The sequence below is a fragment of the Murimonas intestini genome (assembly GCF_024622195.1).
Lineage (GTDB): Bacteria > Bacillota > Clostridia > Lachnospirales > Lachnospiraceae > Murimonas > Murimonas intestini.
The window spans coordinates 1-23385 of the sequence record NZ_JANKBI010000007.1; the positions used below are offsets into that span (position 1 = coordinate 1).

Genomic DNA, 23385 nt, shown 5'->3' on the forward strand with positions numbered 1-23385 from the left:
TTGCATCGGCAAACGCACCGAGTTTCCGGCCGCTTTTTGCGGTTCGAGCGGGGCACGGAGCCTTAGATTTTCACTCCACAGCGGTCGGACAGAACAACGAACCCCACTGCTCCCCTTCCTGATGGCTCACTGCCTCCCGCACAAAGCGTCCTGTTACTCCCCTAAACAGCAATTTACCTGACTCAAGATAAAAACGGAATCTCAGCAGTAACCTCCCATGCTTCCTTCAGCTCACTCTTTTCTTTAATCGTAATCTTCTAAGAATCCATATGATACAAACTGGGCGATTGCTCCCCCTGCCCCAACCAGGGTTCTGCCAATAATGATCCCTCCCCATAAATATCCCTGAAAGTCTACACCGCATTCGGCCAGAAATGTAATCACTGCATCTGTAATGCTTTTCAAATCGTCGAGTATGTAGCCAGCCGCTTCTGTCAAATATATCTTTTTGTCTGTGAGCTGTTCATCTCCATTTACTTTGAAATTCCTGGCCTTATCCAGTCCCATACTTTCAAACACCAGCGCTGTCAGGCAAAGAGCTGCTGAGATTCCGCTGAAAGTCAATTTAAACACTTTTGCTGCCGTAATACCCTTTCCTGGCTTGTCACCTGAAGTCTCTTCTTCTGTCTCCCCTTCTACTACACTTTTTTGCATCCATTCTGAAACAAACGTGGTAGCAGAGCCGGCAGCCATGGAACAAGTTTTCGCATACCACAAATCTGTATATATTGTGGTCTCCGTGAATTCATCATTCATAGGGGAGTATAAATTTCCACTAACCATTGAACATACAAAACCAACTAAAGTAAAACAAAAAGAACATCCTGAACTTACCATATTTTGTTTATGGTTTGTGCTGCCTGCCATGCCATAGGCGCCATAAAAATATGCCTGTGCGATTACCTCTCCCACCGAGAAAAGTCCCAGCAGCCATTTCATTGCTTTCACTGTGCGGCCGGTTTTACCCCTGGGCAGTATTTTATCTGAAGCTTCTAAACAGGCTTGGCCGGCAGACACCAAACTGTTGTACTCAAAATTCTCCACGCCCTGTAAATAATTTATAACACTTTGAATAGAATCCGCATTCTCAATAGCATTGTAAAGATCCTCATCGATCAGTGGAGCATCGGAAACTAATTTATAGATCAGGTTTCCTGCAAAAGCCGGCACCATCAGTATAACATCTAATATTGAAAACTCTTCAATGCCAAACAATGCGAATACCTGTGAAACAAAAGGTATATGCAGGGGAGTATCAATTAATCTTGCCATATATGCAATGGCATCTTTTAAAAAGTCCATAATAGCATCTATAAGCGTTTTTGCTATATTAAGGCCTTTGACCGCAAAGATTCCCACAAGCTTTTTTAACAGATCCAGCAGATTTCCTGCTGTACTGCCTGATATTTCAGCTATCTCCTCTGCCAATTCAGTAAAGAGATCCTGAAAATTGTCAAATCCTGGAGTTACAGCTATGCAGTCAGAAAGTTTTTTCATTGAAAGCCGTAATTCATCCGGAGGGGCTATATCAGGCAAAACTGCTGAAAAAACTGCCCCGTTTTTAAAAATCAGGTCTGATAAATACATGTTAGCCGGATTCTGAAACATTTTGTATTTTTCCATGCCTGTTGTTCCCGGTTCAGGCAAATCTCCGCTGATACCCGCCCAGTCTTCTACTTTCCCAATCGCATCATCCAGGCCGGCTATCATCTTCTGTTTCCAGCCATCGATTGAATTTTCTATTTCCTTTTCACCCAGCATTACCAGATTCTTGCATGCATTCTTAATCCTTACTGCCCCGTCAATGTCTAAAAACGCCTTTAACCAATCCAGCAGCTTGTGGACAGGAATCCCAATAAATTCCAAAAGTTTTACTGCGCAGGCAACAATTTTCCCTATCGTATCCAAAACAAAAGAAAAAATATCTTCACCGATTCTCACAATAAACTTCCAGACTTCCCCAACAATTGTAATTGTAAAGCTTACAAGTTCTTCGATTCCCTTCTTAATAAGATTGAATACATCCTCTATACTGTAAAGAATATCATCAAATATGCCATTTATCTGCATGGGATGTTCTAACTGAGTTATAATAACACCTTCTGCTGTAAACTGTACCGTTACTCCGTTTGGAAAAGCCGATGCAGATGACGCCCGCAGTCCGTTTAAAGAATTTCTGGAGTTCTGCAGGGCTGCTATACCTGCCGCAGCCGCTTCTATCTTCTGGGGATTCCCGTTTGGCAAAAGCAGCGTTTCCTCTCCGTGTATGTCCTTTATCTTGGCTGTATTGATTTTTTCTGCCGTATCCAGGCTCAGGACCTTCTCCCGCTTCTCCTCCGCAGGATTGACATGAACAGTCTCGTCCCCCGCTGTCACATCAAATTCCACAGGATTCATATCATCAGCCTGTTGGACTATATTCACACATCCCATATAATCAGCCTCAGCTGTAATTGTATGGAACCTGTGGAAAATCCCCTGCACATACAATCCGGCACGGTCCTTACAGGATAATTCTATCTTAACTTTCGTCCCTGCTCCTTTCTCAATATAGATCTTTGTACAGTATGAAAAAACTGAATCCACTTCTTCCAGCCCCGTGTCAATCCGGATTTCACTCAGCTTCCACAATCCCGTATCAGCGTCCTTCTCTCCTTCCATAAAAGTATCTTTTGTGCACAGAAACATTTTGTCGTTTAGAATTGTAAAATCATAGACCCCTTCTCTGAAAGGAATCGGTTCCGTAAATTCTCCCGGCTCCCCATCGGCCAATTCCGCAAACGTGTAACTAAGGACACCGCTGCCATTTAGCGCCCAGACATAAAGCCGGTTTCCTTCAATATAAGAAATCATCTGTCTGACTTCTTCCAAAAGCTCATCTGTACATAATAGAACAGGTACTCCTCCCCCCGTTTTAATCACATCTGTCTGACTGCGATATGGATAATAATAAAGCTTTTGTGCGCTGCATATAAAAAGATGGGTTCCTTCCCTTTTCTCTAACATACATGTGCATATACGATCCACATTTCCGTCAGGTGCCTGAAACCTGACAGGAGCCGGCGGCGTGCTGCCAAAAACGTTCATGACAGGCGTGTACAGCAATGTATCTGTATCTCCATAAGTTCCATATGTATACATACCATCTACATACTGACCTGCCGCTCTCCCCAGAATAGCCTGTCTGACTTCTGAATAGTTGGCCGCAAGAGGAAAATACTCCAGCCTCTCCATCTTTCCGCTGCTTACCATTGCTGTAAATTGTTCGATCCTGCCTGAAGCATCCTTCATCTCAATACCTATCGTGACTGTCTCATCCAGGGCATTTAATATCACTCTGTTTGGAATCAGAGTCTTTCCTCCCAACACTCCGCTGAAATCTATTTCTAAAAAACCGTCCTCATCAAGGCTTTCTGGCTTTTCTGTCACTGCATAACGGACCTTTCCTGCGGAAATCAGCGCTATTATAAAGCTGTCAGAGGTTCCTACACGGACAGCCTGAAAATGATCCACCTGTTCAAATATCTTTACTCTTTTCCAGCGCACAGCTTCTTCTGTACATTCATATGTGAGATACATATTTTTGTCATCTCCGATACTGAAAACCCCCATAAAGCTGTCTGAATAAACAAATTCGATATCCTGCTCCGGCGTCAGTACAGACATTGGTACATAATAGTCTAACAACTCTGTGGATATGCTGATATTTTCCATCTCTATTTCCTCCTTCTGTGTAAGGTAGCCTCTTCTCAATGCCAAATCGGCACAATTCACAGCCCGGCAGTACTGTGGCTGTGAATTGCAACCTTTTAACTTTCAGGCTCTAAGATTATTCCTGTATATAGTTTACATAACTGTAAAAATCCTTTCCAGTTGAAAATCCTTCTCCTGTATATGTAAAAGTCCTGTTGCCAGGCATAACCCACTGCGTTGATGTGTTGTAAGAAGCTGCAAAATTATCGACTGCATCATCTTTAAAACTATCCAGGATATTATTCATCTCAGATTTCATGTCATCTACTACATCAGCAATGGAGCCTACTGTACAAAATTTTGACCAGCCGCTCACATCAATACCAGCCGGTTTATTATCCGTTACTGAGGAGTCAGTAAGGAACTCAATCCCTCCGTCTGACTTAATTTTTATACCTACTTTGAAATCAACGGTTTTATTAAAATAGATGCCATCCGAATGACCACTGTCATAGATAAAATCCGCCCCGGATCCGATACACGTTTTGAAGTTAATCGATGGATACGATACTCCATTTTCGACTAATGTTCCCAAATTTGCTATACACATTAATTTATAACAAAGTTTAAACTGGGCATCAGCCCCAAGGAACGGAGGTATATAAAAACTTTTTTTTCCCGTATCAGAATTATGCTCATAATTATAATAATACGTCTTATCATCCAATGTCCTAAATTGTTCTTGCTCACTTTCATCAATTGGGAAGCTTGCCGAATACTCACATTTTGCTACTCCTACATTTAGTTCAGCAAGTATTTTAATACGAAGATACCTTAATACATTTGTTCTAAATACTTCCATCACTATCTTTAATAATTTTTCGCTGCTGATACACATTACCCCATTGCGTACATCCGACTGTTCCATCCAGTTCCATGAAAATTTCCTGATTTCCGGAAATTCTCCGTCATCAAACATAATGATGTAGTTTAAAGTATTTTTTGAAACAGTAAACGTATACCTCTTTGGTGTGAATAAATATCTCGTATTGACGGGTGAAGGCTTTGGGATTATTACGTGTCCGAAAATAGTCTCGCCAGCTTTTTCTAGTCTGTCAAAGTATCCCGTTATAATATCTGTCTGGATAATTTCTCTCGCTTTATTTGATACGTTTTCAATAACCGGAACAACTACTGTGGACAGAGTCTGCATATCAAGAACAAGCTGTGAGATTTCAAAAAGCGTATCTGGATCCTGTACCATGGACATCTGTCTGATCCTCTCCTTGATCTCATCCGGAAGATTGCTGTATGAGCCTCCAAAAAAGTTCATCTGAATATCAAATTTAAAACTCCAGGATTCATCCTGCGGCTGGCAGACTTTATTAAAATGAAGGCCCCTGTTTTCGTATAACTCCACAATCACGAGATTTTTAAAGAACTGGTTAAAATTGACCCTGTCACCATTTTCCTGGAACTCGACCACTTTAAAAAGGGTATCCGGGTTAAAGTCAGGATTTTTTATTTTCTCACTTATCATCTTGTCGGTCATATATTGTGGAATTCCATCTTCAATCAGAAATGCATAGCCTAAATATAAATCATAATAGGCCTCTTTTACCTCATCTGTGATATCCCCCTCTTTTATTTCAAAAAGCTTTAATTTTTCAAATTCCTTAAAAAGAGAAGATCCGGTGCTTTTTATCTGCCGTACCCGTTCCCGGAATTCAGCAGGAAATGAATCAGGAATATCTTCTTCCCTAGTCTCTGAATCTACTTTAAAATAAGTATTATTACCATCATTTAAATAGTAAACACTATTCTTTACCGTGGTTTTAGAAAGAAACTGCCTTAACTGTGAATTACACGCCGCCTGTGTTATTGCCGTCACCATATGATACCCATATTCTGATAAGTTTGATTCTGTTACCGACATAATAGACTTCCTCCTTATTGTATAAATTGTTATTTTTCATTATAACATTTCGAAAATTTCATTCAATAGTTTATGGTGAATGACATTTTATATGAGGTGAATAACGAAAATTGTCATATAGTGGGAATTTATCTGACTGTAAATGGACAAAACAAATCCCATCAGCTATACTAAAAATTAATCAAAAGTAAACAAATTACTTGACACCATCCCCACCTTCCGTCATTAGTATACGGAAGCCAACTAAAGAAAGAGGCCTTTATGCTATATCCAAACAATCAAACTGCCAGTCTCCAAAAGGAGTTGTTTCAAACCCCCACCAGTGAATACAGAGGCACCCCTTTTTGGGCCTGGAATGGGAAACTGGATCCTGAAAAACTAATAAGCCAGATCCATATCTTCAAGGAAATGGGGCTGGGCGGCTTTCATATGCATGTGCGTACAGGCATGGACAGCCCCTACCTCAATGAAGAATTCATGTCATATATCAGGCTTTGTATCGAAAAAGCCAGGGAGGAACAAATGCTCGCCTGGCTGTACGACGAAGACCGCTGGCCCTCCGGAACTGCCGGGGGGCGTGTCACTGCCGGAAAACCAGAAAATGCAAGAAAATCGCTGCTTTTTACCACAGAGCCCTATCCTCAGCCTCCCATTTTTCGTTCTGGACAGCCGGAGCCAGGCCGGGGCCAGGAAAACATCAGACAGGAAAATGGTATTCTGCTGGCTGTGTATGATATTGTTCTAAATGAAGACGGCACTTTAAAACAGGCTGACCGCATAAAAGGGGAAACACCCCTTAGTGAAGGTGCCATCCGCTGGTACGCTTATATGGAACACACCTCGGAGGACCCCTGGTTTAATAACAGTTCATATTCAGATACTCTGAATCCTGATGCTGTTTCAGAATTTATAAACCTTACACACGAGGCCTACTACAGAAATGCAGGAGAGTTTTTTGGAAACACGGTACCTGCCATTTTTACTGATGAGCCGCAGTTTACTCCAAAGCAGCCCCTGGGATTTTCACTTGAGAAAAAAGATGTCTTTTTTCCGTGGACTGCTGAATTTGCCCGGTTATATCAGCAATCATACGGCGAGGATATTCTGGATAGTCTGCCTGAGCTTTTGTGGGAACTCCCGGGCGGTCAGCTCTCCCATGTCCGCTGGCGCTTTCAAAATCTGCTCACAGATCTTTTCGTGGAAAATTACTGTATGCAGATCGGCGGCTGGTGCAGAAATCACGGTATATCGCTCACAGGCCATGTAATGGGGGAAGGCTCCCTCTACGACCAGACCCAGGCTGTGGGGGACGCCATGCGCTGTTATCGTGCTTTTGGCATACCAGGCATTGACATGCTCTGTGATTTCCACGAATATACTACAGTTAAACAGGCACAATCCATTGTCCGCCAGACCGGCGGTGAAGGATTGCTCAGTGAATTGTACGGTGTCACAGGCTGGGATTATGATTTCCGGGGATATAAGCTCCAGGGTGACTGGCAGGCAGCGCTGGGAGTCACTGTACGTGTTCCCCATCTGGCCTGGATGACTATGAAGGGGGAAGCTAAACGCGATTATCCAGCTTCAATCGGATACCAGTCTCCCTGGTGGAAAGAATACCGCATGGTAGAGGATCATTTTGCCCGCCTGAATACCGCCCTTACCCGCGGGAAAGCCGTTGTCCGGGTAGCTGTCATCCATCCCATTGAGAGCTACTGGCTTTATTGGGGGCCCAACGACAAGACTGCGTTAAAGAGAGCGGAGCTGGACCGGCAATTTTCTCATCTGGCAGAAACACTGCTGTTTGGCTGCATTGACTTTGACTATCTGTGTGAGGCAGAACTGCCCGCTCTGTGCAAAAAAGGAGGATATCCTTTACAGGTGGGACATATGGCTTATCACACCATCCTTGTGCCTCCTGTATGCACCCTGCGTTCAACTACTCTTGTACTTTTGCAGGAGTTTGTCAACGAGGGAGGAAGATTGGTTTTTCTGGGTGACTGCCCAGCTTATGTGAATGCCATGCCTTCTCAGGCTGTAAATGAACTGTACAGTTCTGCAATACATACGGGGCTGCTCGATTCCTCCATTTTGTCAGCTGTGGAAAATGAACGCTTCATAGATATACGCAGAGAAGACGGTGTCATGGAAAACAATCTGCTGCACCAGCTGCGCCGGGAGAAAAACGGAGATCTCTGGCTTTTTATATGTAATGGCCGGAATCCTGAATCACCTGACGTAGATCCTTCCCCCCCTTCTGCGTTTTGCCCTGAAGGGCTGCTATCATGCGGCCTTATATGACACTATCACAGGAGATATCCGGGAATTTCCTGTCCATTATCAGGGCAGCAGCACTGTATTTGAGCGGCGGTGGTACATCCATGACAGCTTGCTCCTTCTTCTGCATCCAATTACAGAGATACCAGACAGGCCGCACCTCGGCTCTGTATCATGCCCTTCTGACCCTGAAAATGACTGGGATATTCTTCTGGGCAAGGTCCCTGTCACGCTCAGCGATCCGAATATGCTGCTTCTGGACATGGCCGAATATTCTTTTAATGGAGGCGAATTTTTTTCTGAAGAAGAACTTCTCCGGATTGATAATCATGTGCGCCAGCAGCTGGGTATCCCTGTCCGCAGAAAAGAGGTCGTGCAGTCGTATCTTCTGGAACAGGAAACTCCGGCTGATTTTCTCAGGCTCCGTTTTCGCATTACAAGTGAAAGCGCACTCCATGGCCTGGAGCTGGCCCTGGAAGAGCCGGATACGGCTTTAGTCTGGCTGAACGGGAAAGCTGTTCCCAGGATAGTGAGTGGCTATTACACAGACAGAGATATCCAGACGGTTCCACTGCCGTATCTCACAGCCGGTGAAAATATTTTAGAGATCCAGGTGCCGGTTGGCAAACGCACTAATCTTGAATATTTTTATCTGCTCGGCAGCTTTGGTGTACGCATCAGCGGCACCAGAAAGATTCTGACTTCACCGGTGTCCAGTCTTGGATGGGGCGACATAGTCCCGCAGGAACTGCCTTTTTATACAGGAGAGCTGACTTACCATATGCGTATCCTTTCGCAGGGAGATTTTACTGTGAGGGTTCCCCAATACCGGGGAGGTCTTGTGAAAGTTCTGTTGGACGGTCATGACTGCGGAAATATCGCTTTCTCTCCCTATTCGCTCACAGTCCATGCCAAGCCCGGAGAGCACCAGCTGTCCTTAAGACTCTATACTACACGCTACAATGGATTCGGGCAGCTGCATCACACCCAGGGAGTTTATTTTTATCAAAGTCCCAACTCCTGGCGAAGCGCCGGGGACTTATGGAACTATGAATACCGTTTCAGACCTTCCGGCATACTGACATCTCCGTGTCTTAAGGGCGCCGTTTTTCTGGATGAAGCCGGGAAAAGCCGCAGGAGCGGCTTAAAAGCATTCCATATCACAGACAGAAGTTAATTTATATTACCTTTCTCTTGACAAATGCTTTATAATGTGTTTATATTTATATATGAACAATAATTCATATGTTTGAATAATATATATCATATCAAAAGTATTACAGGAGGGTTAATGTATGAAAAATCAAGATCATGATTCATGTTCCTGCGGCTGCGGACATGAACACAATCATGAAGAACCTAACAATGAACAAGAAGTTCACCTTCATGAACACTGCCACGATGACAATTGCTCCTGCGGACATGAGCACGGCCACGAACACTCTCATAACGATCATGAGGCTCCCGGCCATGAACACTGCCACGATGACAATTGCTCCTGCGGACATGAGCATGGCCACGAACACTCTCATAACGATCATGAGGCTCACAGCCATGAACACCGCCACGGTGATGATTGCTCCTGCGGACATGAGCATCACCATGAACATCACCACGAACATCACCATGAGCATCACCATGAACACTCTCATCCTTCTTCTGAGGTTTCTGTTAATTCTGAACCTCAGCCTGATGAGCTTTATATAAGCAGCTATCACGTCCCCGGACATCCGGAAGGATGCCAGTGTGAACGCTGTCATCCTCATTCTCAATATTGTGATGTCTGCGGTGAGAGTCTGGCTAACTGCGTCTGCAGAATGCCGGACGACGGTGTGGAGAAGCACGTATATATCCTTGAAAATCTGGGATGTGCCAACTGTGCCGCCAAAATGGAAACTAAGATCAGGGATATCCCGGCAGTCAAGTATGCCACAATTACTTATGCTACCAAACAGCTGAGGGTGGCTGCTGATGACCAGAAATCCCTGCTGCCTGTGTTCCAGGAAATCTGTGCCTCCATAGAACCTGATGTGCGTGTATTGCCGCGTCGGCGCTCTCCTGGTCCTGTGAGGACTATTATCTACACAGTAGAGAATCTGGACTGTGCTAACTGCGGCGCTAAGATAGAACGCCGCATGAATGAAGTACTCCAGGGACGCGCCTCTGTTACCCTCACATATGCCACTAAACAGCTGAGGGTGACAGGCGGAAGTCCTGAAAGGCTGCTGCCCGAGCTTCAGGATATCTGTACAGCCCTGGAGCCGGACGTCCGTCTTATACCCCGCAGCGCTTCCGCTCCCCAGGAAAAAGCAAGCGCTGGCGAAAAGCCTGAAAAGAAGCTGTCAGATAATGCAAAATCCGGGATCAGCATAGGCGCGGGAGCTGTGCTTTTTATAGCCGGAGAGGTTCTTGAGAAGTACTTTCCCACTGCATCCATGATTATTTTCCTGGCAGCCTATGTGGTGCTCGGATGGAAGATCGTCTGGACCGCTCTTAAAAATATCCGCAGGGGACAGATCTTTGATGAAAACTTTCTCATGAGCCTTGCAACCATAGCCGCCATCTGTATCCAGGATTACGGCGAAGCTGTCGGCGTCATGCTGTTTTACAGAATTGGTGAACTCTTCGAAGCTGTTGCTGTAGAGCGCAGCAGAAACCAGATCATGAGTGCCGTGGATATGAGGCCTGAGACAGTCAATCTGGTAATCGGGGAGGATGTCCGTGTCATACCTGCCGGCGAGGCACAGATCGGTGATATTCTCCAGGTACGCCCCGGTGACAGGATTCCTCTGGACGGCGTTATCCTGGAAGGCGAGAGCAGGATCGATACAAGTCCTATAACAGGAGAACCTGTTCCTGTGAAGGCAGGCTTCGGGGACAACGTGACATCCGGCTGTGTAAATACCTCAGGACTTTTAAAGATACGTGTTGAGAAGATACTGGAAGAATCCATGGTAACCAGAATCCTGGATTCTGTTGAAAATGCTGCTGCAAGCAAACCAAAGATTGACCGTTTTATCACGAAATTTGCCAGGATCTACACTCCTTTTGTAGTCCTTCTGGCACTGGGAACCGCAATTATACCTTCACTTGTAACCGGAGACTGGAACCACTGGATCTATACTGCTGTCACCTTCCTGGTAATCAGCTGTCCATGTGCTCTTGTACTTAGTGTACCGCTCTCCTTCTTCTCCGGTATAGGCGCCGGTTCGAAAAAAGGCATACTTTTCAAGGGCGGAGCTTCTCTGGAAGTTCTGAAGGATGTAAAAGCCGTTGTCATGGATAAGACAGGAACGATCACAAAGGGTAATTTTGTTGTACAGAACTGCCTCCCTGCCGGTGAAATAAGCCAGAATGAGCTGCTTGCTCTCTCTGCCAGCTGTGAAATGACATCTACCCACCCAATTGGAAGCAGTATTGTCAATGCAGCCAGAGACAGGGGCTTAGATATTGTACGTCCTGATAACGTGACGGAAATATCAGGCAAGGGCATCAAGGCATCCCTTCCCCAGGGCGAGGTGCTTTGCGGAAACAGAAAATTGATGGAAATGTTCCAGATAGATCTGTCAGATTACAATAATAAACAGTATGGCACAGAAGTCCTCACTGCTTTAAACGGCAAATTCATAGGACATCTGGTCATCTCGGATACTCTGAAGGAGGATGCAGTTCCCGCTATCGCTTCTCTTAAAAAATCGGGGATCGTTACGGCTATGCTCACAGGTGATGCCCAGAACAGCGCTGATGAAATAGCGAAAAAAGCCGGGATCGATGAAGTCCATGCAAAGCTCCTTCCCGAAGATAAGGTGAATGCACTGCAGAAGATCCGTGAGAGACATGGTTCAGTTATGTTCGTGGGAGACGGCATCAACGATGCTCCTGTGCTGGCCGGCGCTGATGTGGGGGCAGCCATGGGCAGCGGAGCTGATGCAGCAATAGAAGCGGCCGATGTAGTATTTATGACCTCATCTGTGGAGGCGATCCCGCAAGCCATCTCAATTGCGCGCTTCACGGGCCGTATAGCCATGCAAAACGTAGTATTTGCACTGATAATCAAGGCACTCGTCATGGTACTGGGCCTTGCCGGCTTCGCTAACATGTGGATGGCAGTTTTTGCAGACACAGGCGTTGCAATGCTGTGCGTATTAAACTCCATCCGCGTACTCTACAAAAAGCAGCAATAGACTCTGTGATTTTTAACCAGCTCACAGGACCTGTATATTAGTTCAAGATGTAATCTTAATACTCAGGGAGCCGTCCGGCTATACTCAGCCGGACGGCTCTTGTTTTATCTTGTTTCAGTATACTCCTGTACTGTAAATACACTGCTGTAAAAAAACCTTACCGCAGATGGCAGATGCACAGGACATATTTTAAACCCGCCATATAAGTCTGGCCACAGACGCAAACAGAAAACAGCTCACGATCCCAGCTATTGTAGGCACTGCCAGAGACAGCAGCGTCCATCTCATTTTGCCGCTCTCCTTTCTGATCGTCAGAAAGGTGGTAGAACAGGGCCAGTGCATCAGTGCAAAGAGCATTGTGGACACAGCCGTGATCCAGGTCCAGCCGTTCTGGACAAACAGCTGGTGCAGTACACCCATATCCTGGATATCCACAAGGCTGCCCTGAGCCATGTAGGACATGATAATGATGGGGATGACGATCTCATTGGCCGGAAATCCCAAGATAAAGGCCAGCAGGATCACGCCGTCCATCCCAAGAGCCCTGCCGAACGGGTCCAGGAAACCTGACAGATGTGCCAAAAGCGTCACATCCTGGATACTCACATTTGCCAGTACCCAGAGCAGCAGGCCTGCCGGAGCAGCCACAACAACAGCCCTTCCCAGCACAAACAGAGTCCTGTCAAATACAGACCTCACTATAACCTTGCCTGTCTGAGGCCTCCTGTAAGGAGGAAGCTCCAGGGTAAACGAGGAGGCTTCCCCGCGCAGTACAGTCTTTGTGAGGATACGCGATGTAAAAAATGTCATCAGTATGCCCAGAAGTATAAAAAGCGCCAGCAGCGCCGCGGACAAAAATGAACTCCAGAAGCCGGCGGCCCCCACAAAGAAGATTGAAATCATTGTGATCAGGATAGGCAGCCTCCCATTACAGGGGACAAAATTATTTGTTATCATGGCTACCAGCCGCTCCCTTGGGGAGTCAATGATCCTGCAGCCCATGACGCCAACCGCATTGCAGCCAAATCCCATGCACATAGTAAGCGCCTGTTTTCCGCATGTATGGCATCTCTGGAAACACTTATCCAGATTAAAGGCCACACGGGGCAGATAGCCAAAGTCTTCCAGAAGCGTAAAGAGCGGAAAAAATATAGCCATGGGCGGCAGCATGACAGATACAACCCAGGCCAGCACCCGGTATACACCCTCTATCAGCGCCTCACATACTATATGGGGCAGATGCAGAAATTCCAGCAGGCTCCATATCCTGCCTTCCATCTCAAAAAAAAATGTGCTCAGCAGATCAGATGGATAATTTGCTCCTGTTATAGTCAGCCAGAAGATTCCCATAAGCACAAGAAACATTATGATAAAGCCGCTTCCTTTGCTTGTAAAAAGCCTGTCGAGCTTCCTGTCTCTGTCCGCATATGATTTATTCTCAAAGCTTACAGTTTCCGCGCATATACGCTGGGCCTCCCAGATAAATGTAGACGCAATATCGTCCTTCATCTTCATTACTGTTACATCTGCTTCTTTTCTTACCCTTCCCAGCTCTGCAAGCGCCTTGTGTACGCCTTCATCCTGCAGGATCTGTTCCATTGCTGACTCCCCCAGATACTCTTTCATGGACCTGCGCATGCTTTCATCCAGGTCAAGCAGTCTGGCGCACAGCCAGCGTACATTTTTAAAGCCGGCTTCACCGCAGCATTTGCTGACGGCAGGTTCCAGTTCCCCTATGGCCTTTTCTATATAATCCGGGTAGTTTATCCTGAATCTTCCTTCAGGCAGCTGTCCATTCTTCAGGTCTGCCATTTCCTGCAGCAGCTTCTGCAGTCCCTTTTTGCTTCTTGCTGCTGTCCCCACCACAGGAACTCCCAGCATATCTCTCAGTTTATCCAGATCAACCCTTATTTTCTTCTTTTCCGCCTCATCCATAAGATTGACGCACACAATGACCGGGACTTCTGTCTCTATGATCTGAAGCACCAGATTCATATTCCGTTCAAGGCAGGTGGCGTCACATACCACCACTGCCGCGTCAGGAGCCTCAAAGCATATGAAATCACGGGCCACTTCTTCCTCTGCAGAATGGGCCATCAGTGAATAGCAGCCCGGAATATCTACCAGCTCCATCTCTATCCCTTTAAAGGAACATCTTCCCCTGGCGCTGGCTACCGTTTTTCCGGGCCAATTTCCCGTGTGCTGCCTCATGCCAGTGAGCTGGTTAAAAACTGTGCTCTTCCCCACATTCGGATTTCCTGCCAATGCCACAGTCAGACTGCTGCTTCCGCCAGGTTCCACCAGGATTTTTTCGGAATCTTCTCTGCGCAGAGCCATCACGCTTCTTCTCACCATATAGGCTCCCGGATCCCCGAATGGACTTTTACCCACACATTCTACGGGTGTCCCCTCCACCATGCCGATATCCTGAAGTCTTCTGCGCATTTCATCTGTAAATTCCAGCGCTCTGACTGTTGCGCTCTGTCCTCTTTCTAAGTCTGCCAGCTTCATTATATCTGCCATGACATCCTCCGCTCACTTTCTTTCCGCATATAGGCGGACTTATACCTGCTCCCTCCCCCGGAACAGCGGAAGGCCGGGTTCTTACTCCTGACTGCCTATGTACAGATATAATACTATATGCAGGGTACGGATAAACGTGAAAATGAGGATGCCGCATTATACAGCATCCTCACCTGTCAGACCGTCAGCACCCCTCCGGCCGCTATGTAATCTGCATGTCCGTGCAGGCTTTTTTTAATTTCTCTGTATATCCCTTTGCTGCAGGAGCCTGTAAACAAATATGTTTTCCCATTCTCCCGGATGACCATACTCATCTCATGCATGAAGTCCTCCGCCCTGCGCCAGGGCTCATTTACTGTATGCGCCATCCTGGCCGTGGGACGCCTGCCCTCTGGTTCTGTAAACAGTTCCACAGATTCATCCAGCTTCTGGTACTTGTCCACAAATGTTATCCTGTCATAGTCACACAGGCCGTTTTCTGCTCCGTAATAATAATTCAGTTTATTGAACAGCTGCGTATAATAGGGGCTAAAAGTCTCCTTTTGTATATAAATCTTCGCTTTATGATTTTCCTCAAACAGACATTCCAGCGCTCTGCCGTGATCTGAATAGCCGTGAGAGATCACTACCATATCCACCTTAGAAATGTCTATCCCCAACTTTACCGCATTATCCAGAAAAAGGCGGTCTTTGCCAAGGTCGAACAAAATATTGTGTGTTTCCGTCTGGATATGCAGTGACATGACTTGTCCGCAGTCAGACTCATTTGTAACGGGATTATTCCCAACTAATACAGATATTTTCATAACAAGCCTCCTCCCATACATGAATATTATATCCCTTCCATGTAGTGAAGTCCACTTTCACTTGTGAAATACCTGATAATTTTATCGATAATCCGCATTGTTTTTCGACATTATCTATTTTGTTTCTGCGTTGCCTGACTTTTAAGTCTTAATAACATTTGCTCCATCCGCAGCTTTTGCATACATTGCAGCCGCCTTCAAAAGCGAGAGGTTCCCCGCATTCAGGGCAGAGTATCTTCTTTTTTCCCACGCTGGATATAGCCCTGGGCTTTGGCGCCTTCTTCGGAGGCACATCCTTGTCCTCTTCCCTGCTCTCCCTGAGTGCGATCTCAGCCTTTACTTCATTGTACATATCCAGAAGCGCATTCCCCACCGCCATAGGACAGCAGGAGCCTTTGCTCGTATCCTTTGTAGTGGCTCTGCGGACTGTATATGACGGACAGGAGCCTGTAGAATTAAGCTGGTCTATGATGGTATAGAGATCAATACCGCCTCTTGCGCTGATGGATATCATACGCGACAGCCCAATCATGAAATTATTGCAGCCGCCTGTAGAACCTTTGCTCAGATAAGTCTCCAGGAGCGCCCCTGTGTGGGGGTCAAACAGGGCTATACAGTGGAGGCTTCCGCAGCCTGTGATCAGCTTTCTCTTCTTGCCGACCACATCATCATTTACAAGAATGATCTCTCCGCGTCCCAGTCCGTCTCCTGCAGTCACACCCTTCTTCTCCTCTTCTGTGCTCAGCACGCCTACACGCTTGCAGCCATCCCTGAATATAGTTATTCCTTTCAGGCCCTTTTCATAGGCATAGAGATAGAGGCTCTCAGTCTCTTCCACTGTAAAACGGTTTGGCACATTTACAGTGGAACTGATGGAAGCATCTATATGCTGCTGCCAAACGGACTGCATATTGATCCTCTCATGATAATCAAGTGTCATGGCTGTCACAAAATAATCGGGAAGATCCCTGTCATCTTTTATTTTAAAGTCTTTCATATATTTATCCACGATCTTCGTGTAGACTTTGTAGTACACATCACTTCCGTGCAGCGACTCTGTTTTGCGCTCGTAATAGTTGGCAAATATAGGCTCGATCCCTCCGGATATCCCCAGCATTGTGGAAAGCGTTCCCGTAGGCGCTATTGTCAGCAGCTGAGAATTGCGGAGCCCGTATTTCTTCACAAGCTCGATGGTGCCGTCAGAAGTATTTGCCTGGAAATATGGAGTGCTGATGATATCTTCAATACTGCATTTAGGATATGCCCCCAGCTTCTTTGCCAGTACGGCAGAGGCCGCTATGGCAGTATCCGCCATGGCAAATCCTATCTCATCACAGAGGCTGACTGCATCATCCTCCCCGTAAGTGATGCCCATCTTTATCAGCATATCAGCAAGCCCCATGATGCCAAGTCCGATCTGCCTCCAGTCAGCCACGCTTTCACGCTGCTCTTCCAGCGGATGCAGAGGCAGCCCTTCCTCCAGCACTTCATTAAGCGCTTTCACAGATGCTTTTACACACGCTTTAAAGCCATCAAAATCAAAGGATGCATGGTCTGTAAAAGGATCACAGACAAATTCTGACAGGTTAATGCTTCCCAGAAGGCAGCTTCCTCCTGCCGGAAGCGGCTCTTCCGCACATGGATTGACACCTGCATAGGAAAACTCTTTTGTATTGCTTAAAAGATTCCAATCCTTCACCCTGTCCCAGAACAGGGCGCCCGGCTCCGCATAGTCCCAGTTGACCTCGGCTATACGCCTGAACAGTTCCTTTGCATCCACCGCTTTTTCAATCAGCTCACCTGTGGCTTTTCTCAGATAGTGGAGCTTAAAAGGCTTGTTCGCTTTTACGGCTTCCATAAAGTCCCCGCTGATCCTCACAGATATATTCGCTTTTGTAACCTTGTCCAGATCTGTCTTCAGCTCAATAAAATTTTCCACATCCGGGTGTGAGCAGTCAATTGATATCATCAGCGCTCCCCTGCGCCCATTCTGTCCAATCAGCTCTGTCACAAGTGAATACAGCTCCATGAAGGAAACGGCGCCGCTTGTCTCCTTTGCCGCATTGTTGATCCTTGCTCCCTTAGGACTCAGCTTTGAGATGTCAATTCCGCAGCCGCCCCCGTAGCTGTAAGTGCGGGCCAGCTTCTTGGCACACTCAAAGATGCTTTCAATCTCATCCTCAGGCGGAGCGATCACATAGCAGTTGGAAAGACTCACTTTCCGTCCCTCGTTTTCCAGACCTCTGTTTGAAAGTATTCTTCCACCGAATAAAAATTTCTTTTCCTTAATGAGTGAAGCGATCTCCTCATTTCCGCCGCTGATCCTGCCCAGCCAGCTTTCAAAATCCTCACCGTGATTACAGTATTTATTAGTCCAGATATCCATCCCTAACTGGTTCTCTTCACCCAGCCATTCTTGTACGTTCATAATGTTCTCCTTTTGTTCTATATCTAGCATGCAGTAGTAATTATATTACAACATGTAGTATCGTGCAAGAGGAATTTTATCGTTACCAGACGTTACTTTTCCCTCCGTGACCAGTAACTACCAGACTACCTTTTTCAAATACAGCCCCGAAAACAGCAGAAGCAGCCCCGACATGCCAAAGTATATCCTCAGGTTTTTATCTGTCTCGCCCTGTTCTTCAATCCTGCCGCGGTAGGGATTTTCACCTTTAAACCCGATTCCGTTTAAGGTGTTCAGCACTTCAGCTGCATCCTTCTTGTGATAAAGCCCAATGACCAGGCTCTTAGGAGTATCTTCCTCACCCATCATCCGGCAGAATCTCTGTATCTGTGTGATGTCCACATATATTCTGTTGTCCTGACTGTCCCCTGTCTGCCTTAATATGCCAGACATCACGGCTGACTGCACGTTCTGCGCATCTTCTGCCCCGGCGGCTGTCCCCGTACTGCCATCAGCTGAGTAAGCTTCTCCGATCTGAAGTTTCATCTCTCCCTCAGACAGCTTCTGAAGCAGAGTCTCTCGCTCTGCATCACTTACTTTTCCCCCGTCCTTTTTCTGAAATTCCTTTGGGACCTGGCTTCCAAACACCATCTGGACAAAACTGCTCCCGGACATCCTTCCGGCTGCCGCATATTCAAACGGATAATTTTTTATATCTATTCCCGTTATAGTTCCCGTATAAATATAGTTTTCGATTTCAATACTTCCCTGAAGTTCTATGACAGGCGCAGCAGACCTTACAGTTTTCAGGGTTCCCAGATAGTCTAAAAGCTCCTGCGTCACAACTGTTTTCGTGCCGTCAGCCTTGATCTGCCCCCTGGAACGTCCATAAGCTGATCCCTGTATCCCTGTTATACAGATCACTACAATACAGACAGCAGAAAATATCATGCCTGCTGCTCCCAGCAGGGCAGAGTTCTGTCTTTCATAGGCTTTTCTATATATATTTATTTCAGAAGTTCTTTCCAGCATAATCATCAGCCTTTCTTAAAAACAGCCTTCGCACTCCCAGGACTCCCAGTACCAGCGCGATTCCCCCGAAACCCGCAAGTACAGATATCCACCACTGTCCCGCCGTCTCCGGCTCTTCCTTGGGGATTACCGGCGTCAGTATTTCCGGCTTGTTGATAGTTGTTTGAAATGGAATTTCCTTTGTGTATACCTCTCCGAACTCGTCCTCATAGCTCAGCGTGACCATCCCGCTTGTAGGCCCGTATTTTTCTTTTTCACCGCTTCCGTCTGAAGCAGCTGCGCCGTTTCCACCGCTCTCTGTCTCTTCCGTCTCTGCTTCCCCGCTCTTTGTACTGCCCCTTTCCGGTGAACCGGCGGCATCCTTCATATCCTTAGTCCCAATAAATATCTTCGCTGTGCCTTCTGCCGCACTCCCTGCTTCCATATTTCCCACAAATGCAGTTTCCAGGGGAAGAAGCCCTTCCGCCTCTATTGTGTACCTTACATTATATATCCTCGTTCTGCTGAGATTCATTATCTTCATTGAAACAGGTATTGTCTCCGCTGCATAGACCTTTGACGGAATATCCAGACTCTCCGCCTCAAGCTCTATAGGCTGGCTAAGCTGCAGCAGAATATCCTCTGTCTCTGTTATAGCCTTTGCCTCTTTATCCTCATACTCAATTGTAAAAGTGAGCATATCTGTGTTTTCCACTGTATCCTTAAGTACCTCAGCTGTAAATGAGACCTCAAAAGTTCCCCTTGCGTCTACCTTGTCAATATAAAAGTTTTTTCTGTTAAATTTCAGTGTATTATTCTGAACTCCCACCTTAACTTTAATATTCTGTATGTATGCTGACTTGTTTGTATTTATAAATGTGGCTTTTACCGAAGCCTCTTCTCCGGCAAGCATAGGAACCTGGCTGATGTAATAGTCCTCCAGCATAACTTTAGGCTGAGACTGGGGGCCTTCTGTGCCTCCGCCTGCACCCCCGTCACCGCCTCCTGCATATCCCCCGCCAAAGTCCTGAGGCTGATCACCCGGATCATCTCCGTCTGCCGGCTCAGTCTCCTTTTCTTTACTGGCTGCAGGTTTAACCGTCACGTAGAATGTCCTCTTCTGGGAAATTTTCCTGCCGCTTTCAGTCTGTCCTGTGATGGTTATTTCCACAGGATAGGAGCCTGCCTGCATATCTTCCTTCAGCTCCAGAGTCAGTTCCAGCAGATATGCCTCCGACGACGAAGCCTCCCCCTCCACTGCCTTTCCCGTTACCGGCTTTTTCTCCTTATCCAGCTGCACATTTCCTATGAAATCATACTTCTCTTTTTTGACCGTAGTATTGTAATTCTTAAAAATAAAAGGCGCTGTCTCTGTATTTCCCAGATTGACACCGGCCTGTAACTGGTTCTCTTTTATCTGTGTCTTCTCCAGAAACGGAACGACCAGCAGTATCTTCTGCCCGTCCTGGATGGGGGTATAGCCTTCTTTGAAGGTTTTGTCCATTCCTCTGTAAATACGCCCGTTATCGATCTCAAGAAAGGGCCCCTCCTCCTTTTTGTCCTCCTTATCCTTCTCTCCCGGCTTCTCACTGTCCTGCTGGTTTTTATCTGTATCCGTTTCACTTTGATCTGTGCCGGGCTGTGTCTGGCCTGTACCTGACTGGTTCTGATCTGTGCCGGGCTGATCCTGCTCCGTCCCCGGCTGTGTCTGACCTGTTCCCGGCTGGTTCTGCTCAGTCCCTGCCTGGGTTTGGCCTGTACCCGGCTGGTTCTGCTCTGTACCTGCCTGGGTTTGGCCTGTTCCCGGCTGGTTCTGCTCTGCACCCGCCTGGGTTTGGCCTGTGCCTGACTGGTTCTGATCTGTTCCCGGCTGACTGGTATCCTTCCCTGCCTGTGTCTCATTTTGATCAGTATTTCCCTGCTGCTGGCCTGGTTCTCCCTGTGTCTGATCCGACCCGGCCTGTCCCTGTACCGGCTCTGTTCCTGCCTGTATCTGGTCCGCCTGGGGTCCATTACTCCCCGGATCTGCCGGCGCCTGCGTCTGGCTCTGATCTGCCCCGGCCGGGTTCTGTCTTGGCTCCTGGGATATAACTGATGCCTCCGTGACGGCTGTTTCGGTCTGCGGCTGGCCTTCTCCTGCCGCCAGGACAGTCTGTCCACATATCATCACGAGAACCGCAGCCATTATCCACAATTTTTTCTTTTTTAACCCCGAATTATTCACAGCCTGTCCTCTCCATTCGTTCATCTATCTCCTGCTGGCTTTCCAGATGCAGACTCCTGACTGTCTGAAGCACACCTCCGTCCATCTCGCATACTGTATCACACAGTTCGTCTATATCCTGCCCATTGTGGCTTGCAAGGATGATCGTCTTATTTTTCTCCTTCAGCTCTTTTAAAAGGTTCCGGATATCCGCTGTCCCCTTCTTGTCAAGCCCGTTAAAGGGCTCGTCCAGGATCAATATCCCCGGATCCTCCATGATGGCCTGGGCAATTCCCAGACGCTGCCGCATACCCAGGGAATATTTCTGGACTGATTTTTTCAGTCCGGGATCCAGTCCCACTCTCTTTAATACTTCATCTATTTCCCTGCCCATTATTTTCCTGTTCAGAGAGGCCAGGATCTGCAGATTCTTTCTGCCTGTCAGATTTCCCAGAAAACCCGGAGTCTCAATGATCACCCCCAGATCCTTTGGGAAATCCATATCCTTCCCCACTTCCCGGCCATCCACCAGTACACGGCCGCCGGACGGTCTTAAAAAACCGCAGATGCATTTCATCATCACAGTCTTCCCCGAACCATTATTGCCCACAATGCCATGTATCTTGCCTTTTTCAAATGTATGGCTGACATCCTTTAATACAATGTCTTCCCCAAATCTTTTTGTCACATGCTCCAGTGTTATCATACTTTCCTCCGGCTGAATCGTTTTTATTTTGAACTGACAAAAGAAAAATTGTACATTTTTATTAAATACAGCGCCAGTAATCCCAGCAGTAAGATCAGTCCTCCAAATACCATATATGACTGTTCCAGTGTGGGCAGCCTGTCATAGCCAAAATTGTGCATCTTGTAAGTGGCATGGTTAAGAGGCGATATCCATCCCAGAATGACATTTGCCCGAAACATCTGTTCCTCGGGTATCTTCAGCAGAGCCGCCACTGTGTCCGGACTCAGAAGCAGCCCATACAGGCTGTAGAGTATCCCGCCTGTGATCCCTGCCCTCTTTCCCCATTTCAGGTTCAGTACCAGCATCACCAGGACCATGCTGATACTGTATAAAAGCATCAGGAGGATGATCTGCAGCATGCACTCATAAGGTGTGATGAATTCCATCACTTTTACCGCTATTGGCAGATGAAGATTCTCACCCAGCCCGGAATATCCCAGAATAGCGCCTGTAGCGCTCCACATATTTCCCGGAAAGCAGTTCTTTGCGCAGATGACAGCCGTGGAAGCCAGCACAAATAACATGTACAGAGCCGTTACAGTGCACACATAGGCGATCTGCCCCAGTATCCAGCGCCTCTTTGTGGTCCTCATCAGATAAAACGGAACACCTGCATTCAGCATTGGAATATCAGAAAACAAAAGTATAAGGAGCATTGATATGATCATAATGGAACCTGCATCTCCAAATGTCCATATGAATGGCTCCGCCGCCTGCATTGATTTTGCATATGCGGCGGAAAAATCCAGCGCCTTGTCACTCAGGAGAAAACATACTGTAAATGACAGAGCAAATGTCATAATAATCCTGGGATTCTTTTTCCACTGCCTGTAATTGTATCCGGCTACCTGCATGATCTGCCGCACGCCATCTGCTGCCCTATACATCTTCCAGCCTCCTGTACATCATCCTGACACAGACAATACCTAAAAAAAGCGTCCATGCTATAAAAAAAAGTGTAAGCCCTATGCTGCCGTCACCCCAGTAATGCTCCGGCGCGATCCATTCCTTCGGGTAAATGCAGTAGATCCCCTCAAAATACCGCTCCTTCAGCATGATCAAAAAATAGTAGATGACAAAAGGCGCTATATACGCCATATAATTGGACATCATCCATACTGCCAGGCAAGTGCCTAAAAGAGCCAGCAAACCGCCTGTCATTCCCAGGCGGATGGCCTGGGCCGCAAATTCTCCCCATATGCCGCCCCCACCAGCAGCTTCCATAGGACTGAAAATGAGCCAGTAAATAAAACTGTTCAGAAAAGCTCCTCCCGTCAGCGCAGCCGCAGCGCCAATCCAGGCCCCGGCAGCCTTTCCCGCCACATAAGAAAACCTGTTGGTGCGGAGCAGGCAGAATTTTCCGAAGCCGGAGCTGACTTCATCTACAAAGGCAGTAGTATAAGGCAGGACGGCAATAATTGGAAGCATAAAGACCGTTATGTCACTTTTCATTGCTTCCATGAGAATCTTTAAATGGCTGTCTGCCTCCAGCTCCCCGCTCCAGACAAATTTTGTCCCCATGGCCAGCACTGCGCTTGCAGCCAACATGGCAGTCCAGAAATTTCTGCCCCCAAGAGCCCTCTTTATGTCTTCCATG

At 46.8% G+C, this 23385-nt stretch carries 14 protein-coding genes; 3 read left to right on the plus strand and 11 right to left on the minus strand.

Annotation, left to right across the window (positions count from 1 at the left end):
* Window positions 1-243: 243 nt before the first annotated feature.
* Both NSB28_RS11885 and NSB28_RS11890 read right to left on the minus strand, forming a co-directional pair.
* Window positions 244-3714, minus strand: a complete 3471-nt coding sequence (locus NSB28_RS11885; RefSeq protein WP_109626687.1) for a hypothetical protein — start codon at window positions 3712-3714, stop codon at window positions 244-246.
* A gap of 115 nt (window positions 3715-3829) precedes the next feature.
* Window positions 3830-5629 carry a hypothetical protein gene (locus NSB28_RS11890; RefSeq protein ID WP_109626688.1) on the minus strand — a complete coding sequence of 600 codons (1800 nt, stop codon included), beginning with the start codon at window positions 5627-5629 and terminating at the stop codon, window positions 3830-3832.
* A 261-nt stretch (window positions 5630-5890) separates the two neighbouring features.
* On the opposite strand from NSB28_RS11890, the gene NSB28_RS11895 reads away from it, so the two are divergent.
* Together NSB28_RS11895 and NSB28_RS11900 are read left to right on the plus strand one after the other, a co-directional pair.
* Window positions 5891-7930, plus strand: coding sequence for a type 1 glutamine amidotransferase family protein (locus NSB28_RS11895; protein ID WP_109626689.1), 2040 nt, complete (start codon window positions 5891-5893; stop codon window positions 7928-7930).
* An 88-nt stretch (window positions 7931-8018) separates the two neighbouring features.
* A complete protein-coding gene (locus NSB28_RS11900) occupies window positions 8019-9083 on the plus strand; it encodes a hypothetical protein (RefSeq protein WP_109626690.1) in 1065 nt (354 codons plus the stop codon).
* Between the two features lie 139 nt (window positions 9084-9222).
* Here the strand turns inward: NSB28_RS11900 and NSB28_RS11905 are convergent, their stop codons facing one another.
* Window positions 9223-9666, minus strand: coding sequence for a hypothetical protein (locus tag NSB28_RS11905; RefSeq protein WP_257497725.1), 444 nt, complete (start codon window positions 9664-9666; stop codon window positions 9223-9225).
* Window positions 9667-9738: 72 nt separating this feature from the next.
* Between NSB28_RS11905 and NSB28_RS11910 the strand changes: the two genes are divergently transcribed.
* A complete protein-coding gene (locus tag NSB28_RS11910) occupies window positions 9739-12090 on the plus strand; it encodes a heavy metal translocating P-type ATPase (protein WP_330665371.1) in 2352 nt (783 codons plus the stop codon).
* 189 nt (window positions 12091-12279) lie between these two features.
* On the opposite strand, the gene feoB is transcribed toward NSB28_RS11910, so the two are convergent.
* From feoB to NSB28_RS11950, 8 genes are all read right to left on the minus strand, one after another.
* Window positions 12280-14613 (minus strand): ferrous iron transport protein B, encoded by a 2334-nt coding sequence (feoB, locus tag NSB28_RS11915; protein WP_257497688.1) that lies wholly within the window; start codon window positions 14611-14613, stop codon window positions 12280-12282.
* A 176-nt stretch (window positions 14614-14789) separates the two neighbouring features.
* A complete protein-coding gene (locus NSB28_RS11920) occupies window positions 14790-15419 on the minus strand; it encodes an MBL fold metallo-hydrolase (protein ID WP_109626694.1) in 630 nt (209 codons plus the stop codon).
* A gap of 148 nt (window positions 15420-15567) precedes the next feature.
* The gene (locus NSB28_RS11925; RefSeq protein WP_109626696.1) at window positions 15568-17847 is read right to left on the minus strand and encodes an adenosylcobalamin-dependent ribonucleoside-diphosphate reductase; all 2280 of its coding nucleotides are present in this window, start codon (window positions 17845-17847) and stop codon (window positions 15568-15570) included.
* Between the two features lie 117 nt (window positions 17848-17964).
* The gene (locus NSB28_RS11930) at window positions 17965-18858 is read right to left on the minus strand and encodes a hypothetical protein (RefSeq protein WP_257497689.1); all 894 of its coding nucleotides are present in this window, start codon (window positions 18856-18858) and stop codon (window positions 17965-17967) included.
* Window positions 18839-21085 (minus strand): hypothetical protein, encoded by a 2247-nt coding sequence (locus NSB28_RS11935; protein WP_109626701.1) that lies wholly within the window; start codon window positions 21083-21085, stop codon window positions 18839-18841. Before NSB28_RS11935 ends, NSB28_RS11930 begins: the two co-directional genes overlap by 20 nt.
* On the minus strand, window positions 21054-21746 hold the full coding sequence (locus tag NSB28_RS11940) for an ABC transporter ATP-binding protein (RefSeq protein WP_109626703.1): 693 nt from the start codon (window positions 21744-21746) through the stop codon (window positions 21054-21056). Before NSB28_RS11940 ends, NSB28_RS11935 begins: the two co-directional genes overlap by 32 nt.
* 23 nt (window positions 21747-21769) lie before the next feature.
* The gene (locus NSB28_RS11945) at window positions 21770-22675 is read right to left on the minus strand and encodes a hypothetical protein (protein WP_243134816.1); all 906 of its coding nucleotides are present in this window, start codon (window positions 22673-22675) and stop codon (window positions 21770-21772) included.
* Window positions 22668-23384, minus strand: a complete 717-nt coding sequence (locus NSB28_RS11950) for a hypothetical protein (RefSeq protein ID WP_109626705.1) — start codon at window positions 23382-23384, stop codon at window positions 22668-22670. Before NSB28_RS11950 ends, NSB28_RS11945 begins: the two co-directional genes overlap by 8 nt.
* Window position 23385 lies beyond the last annotated feature (1 nt).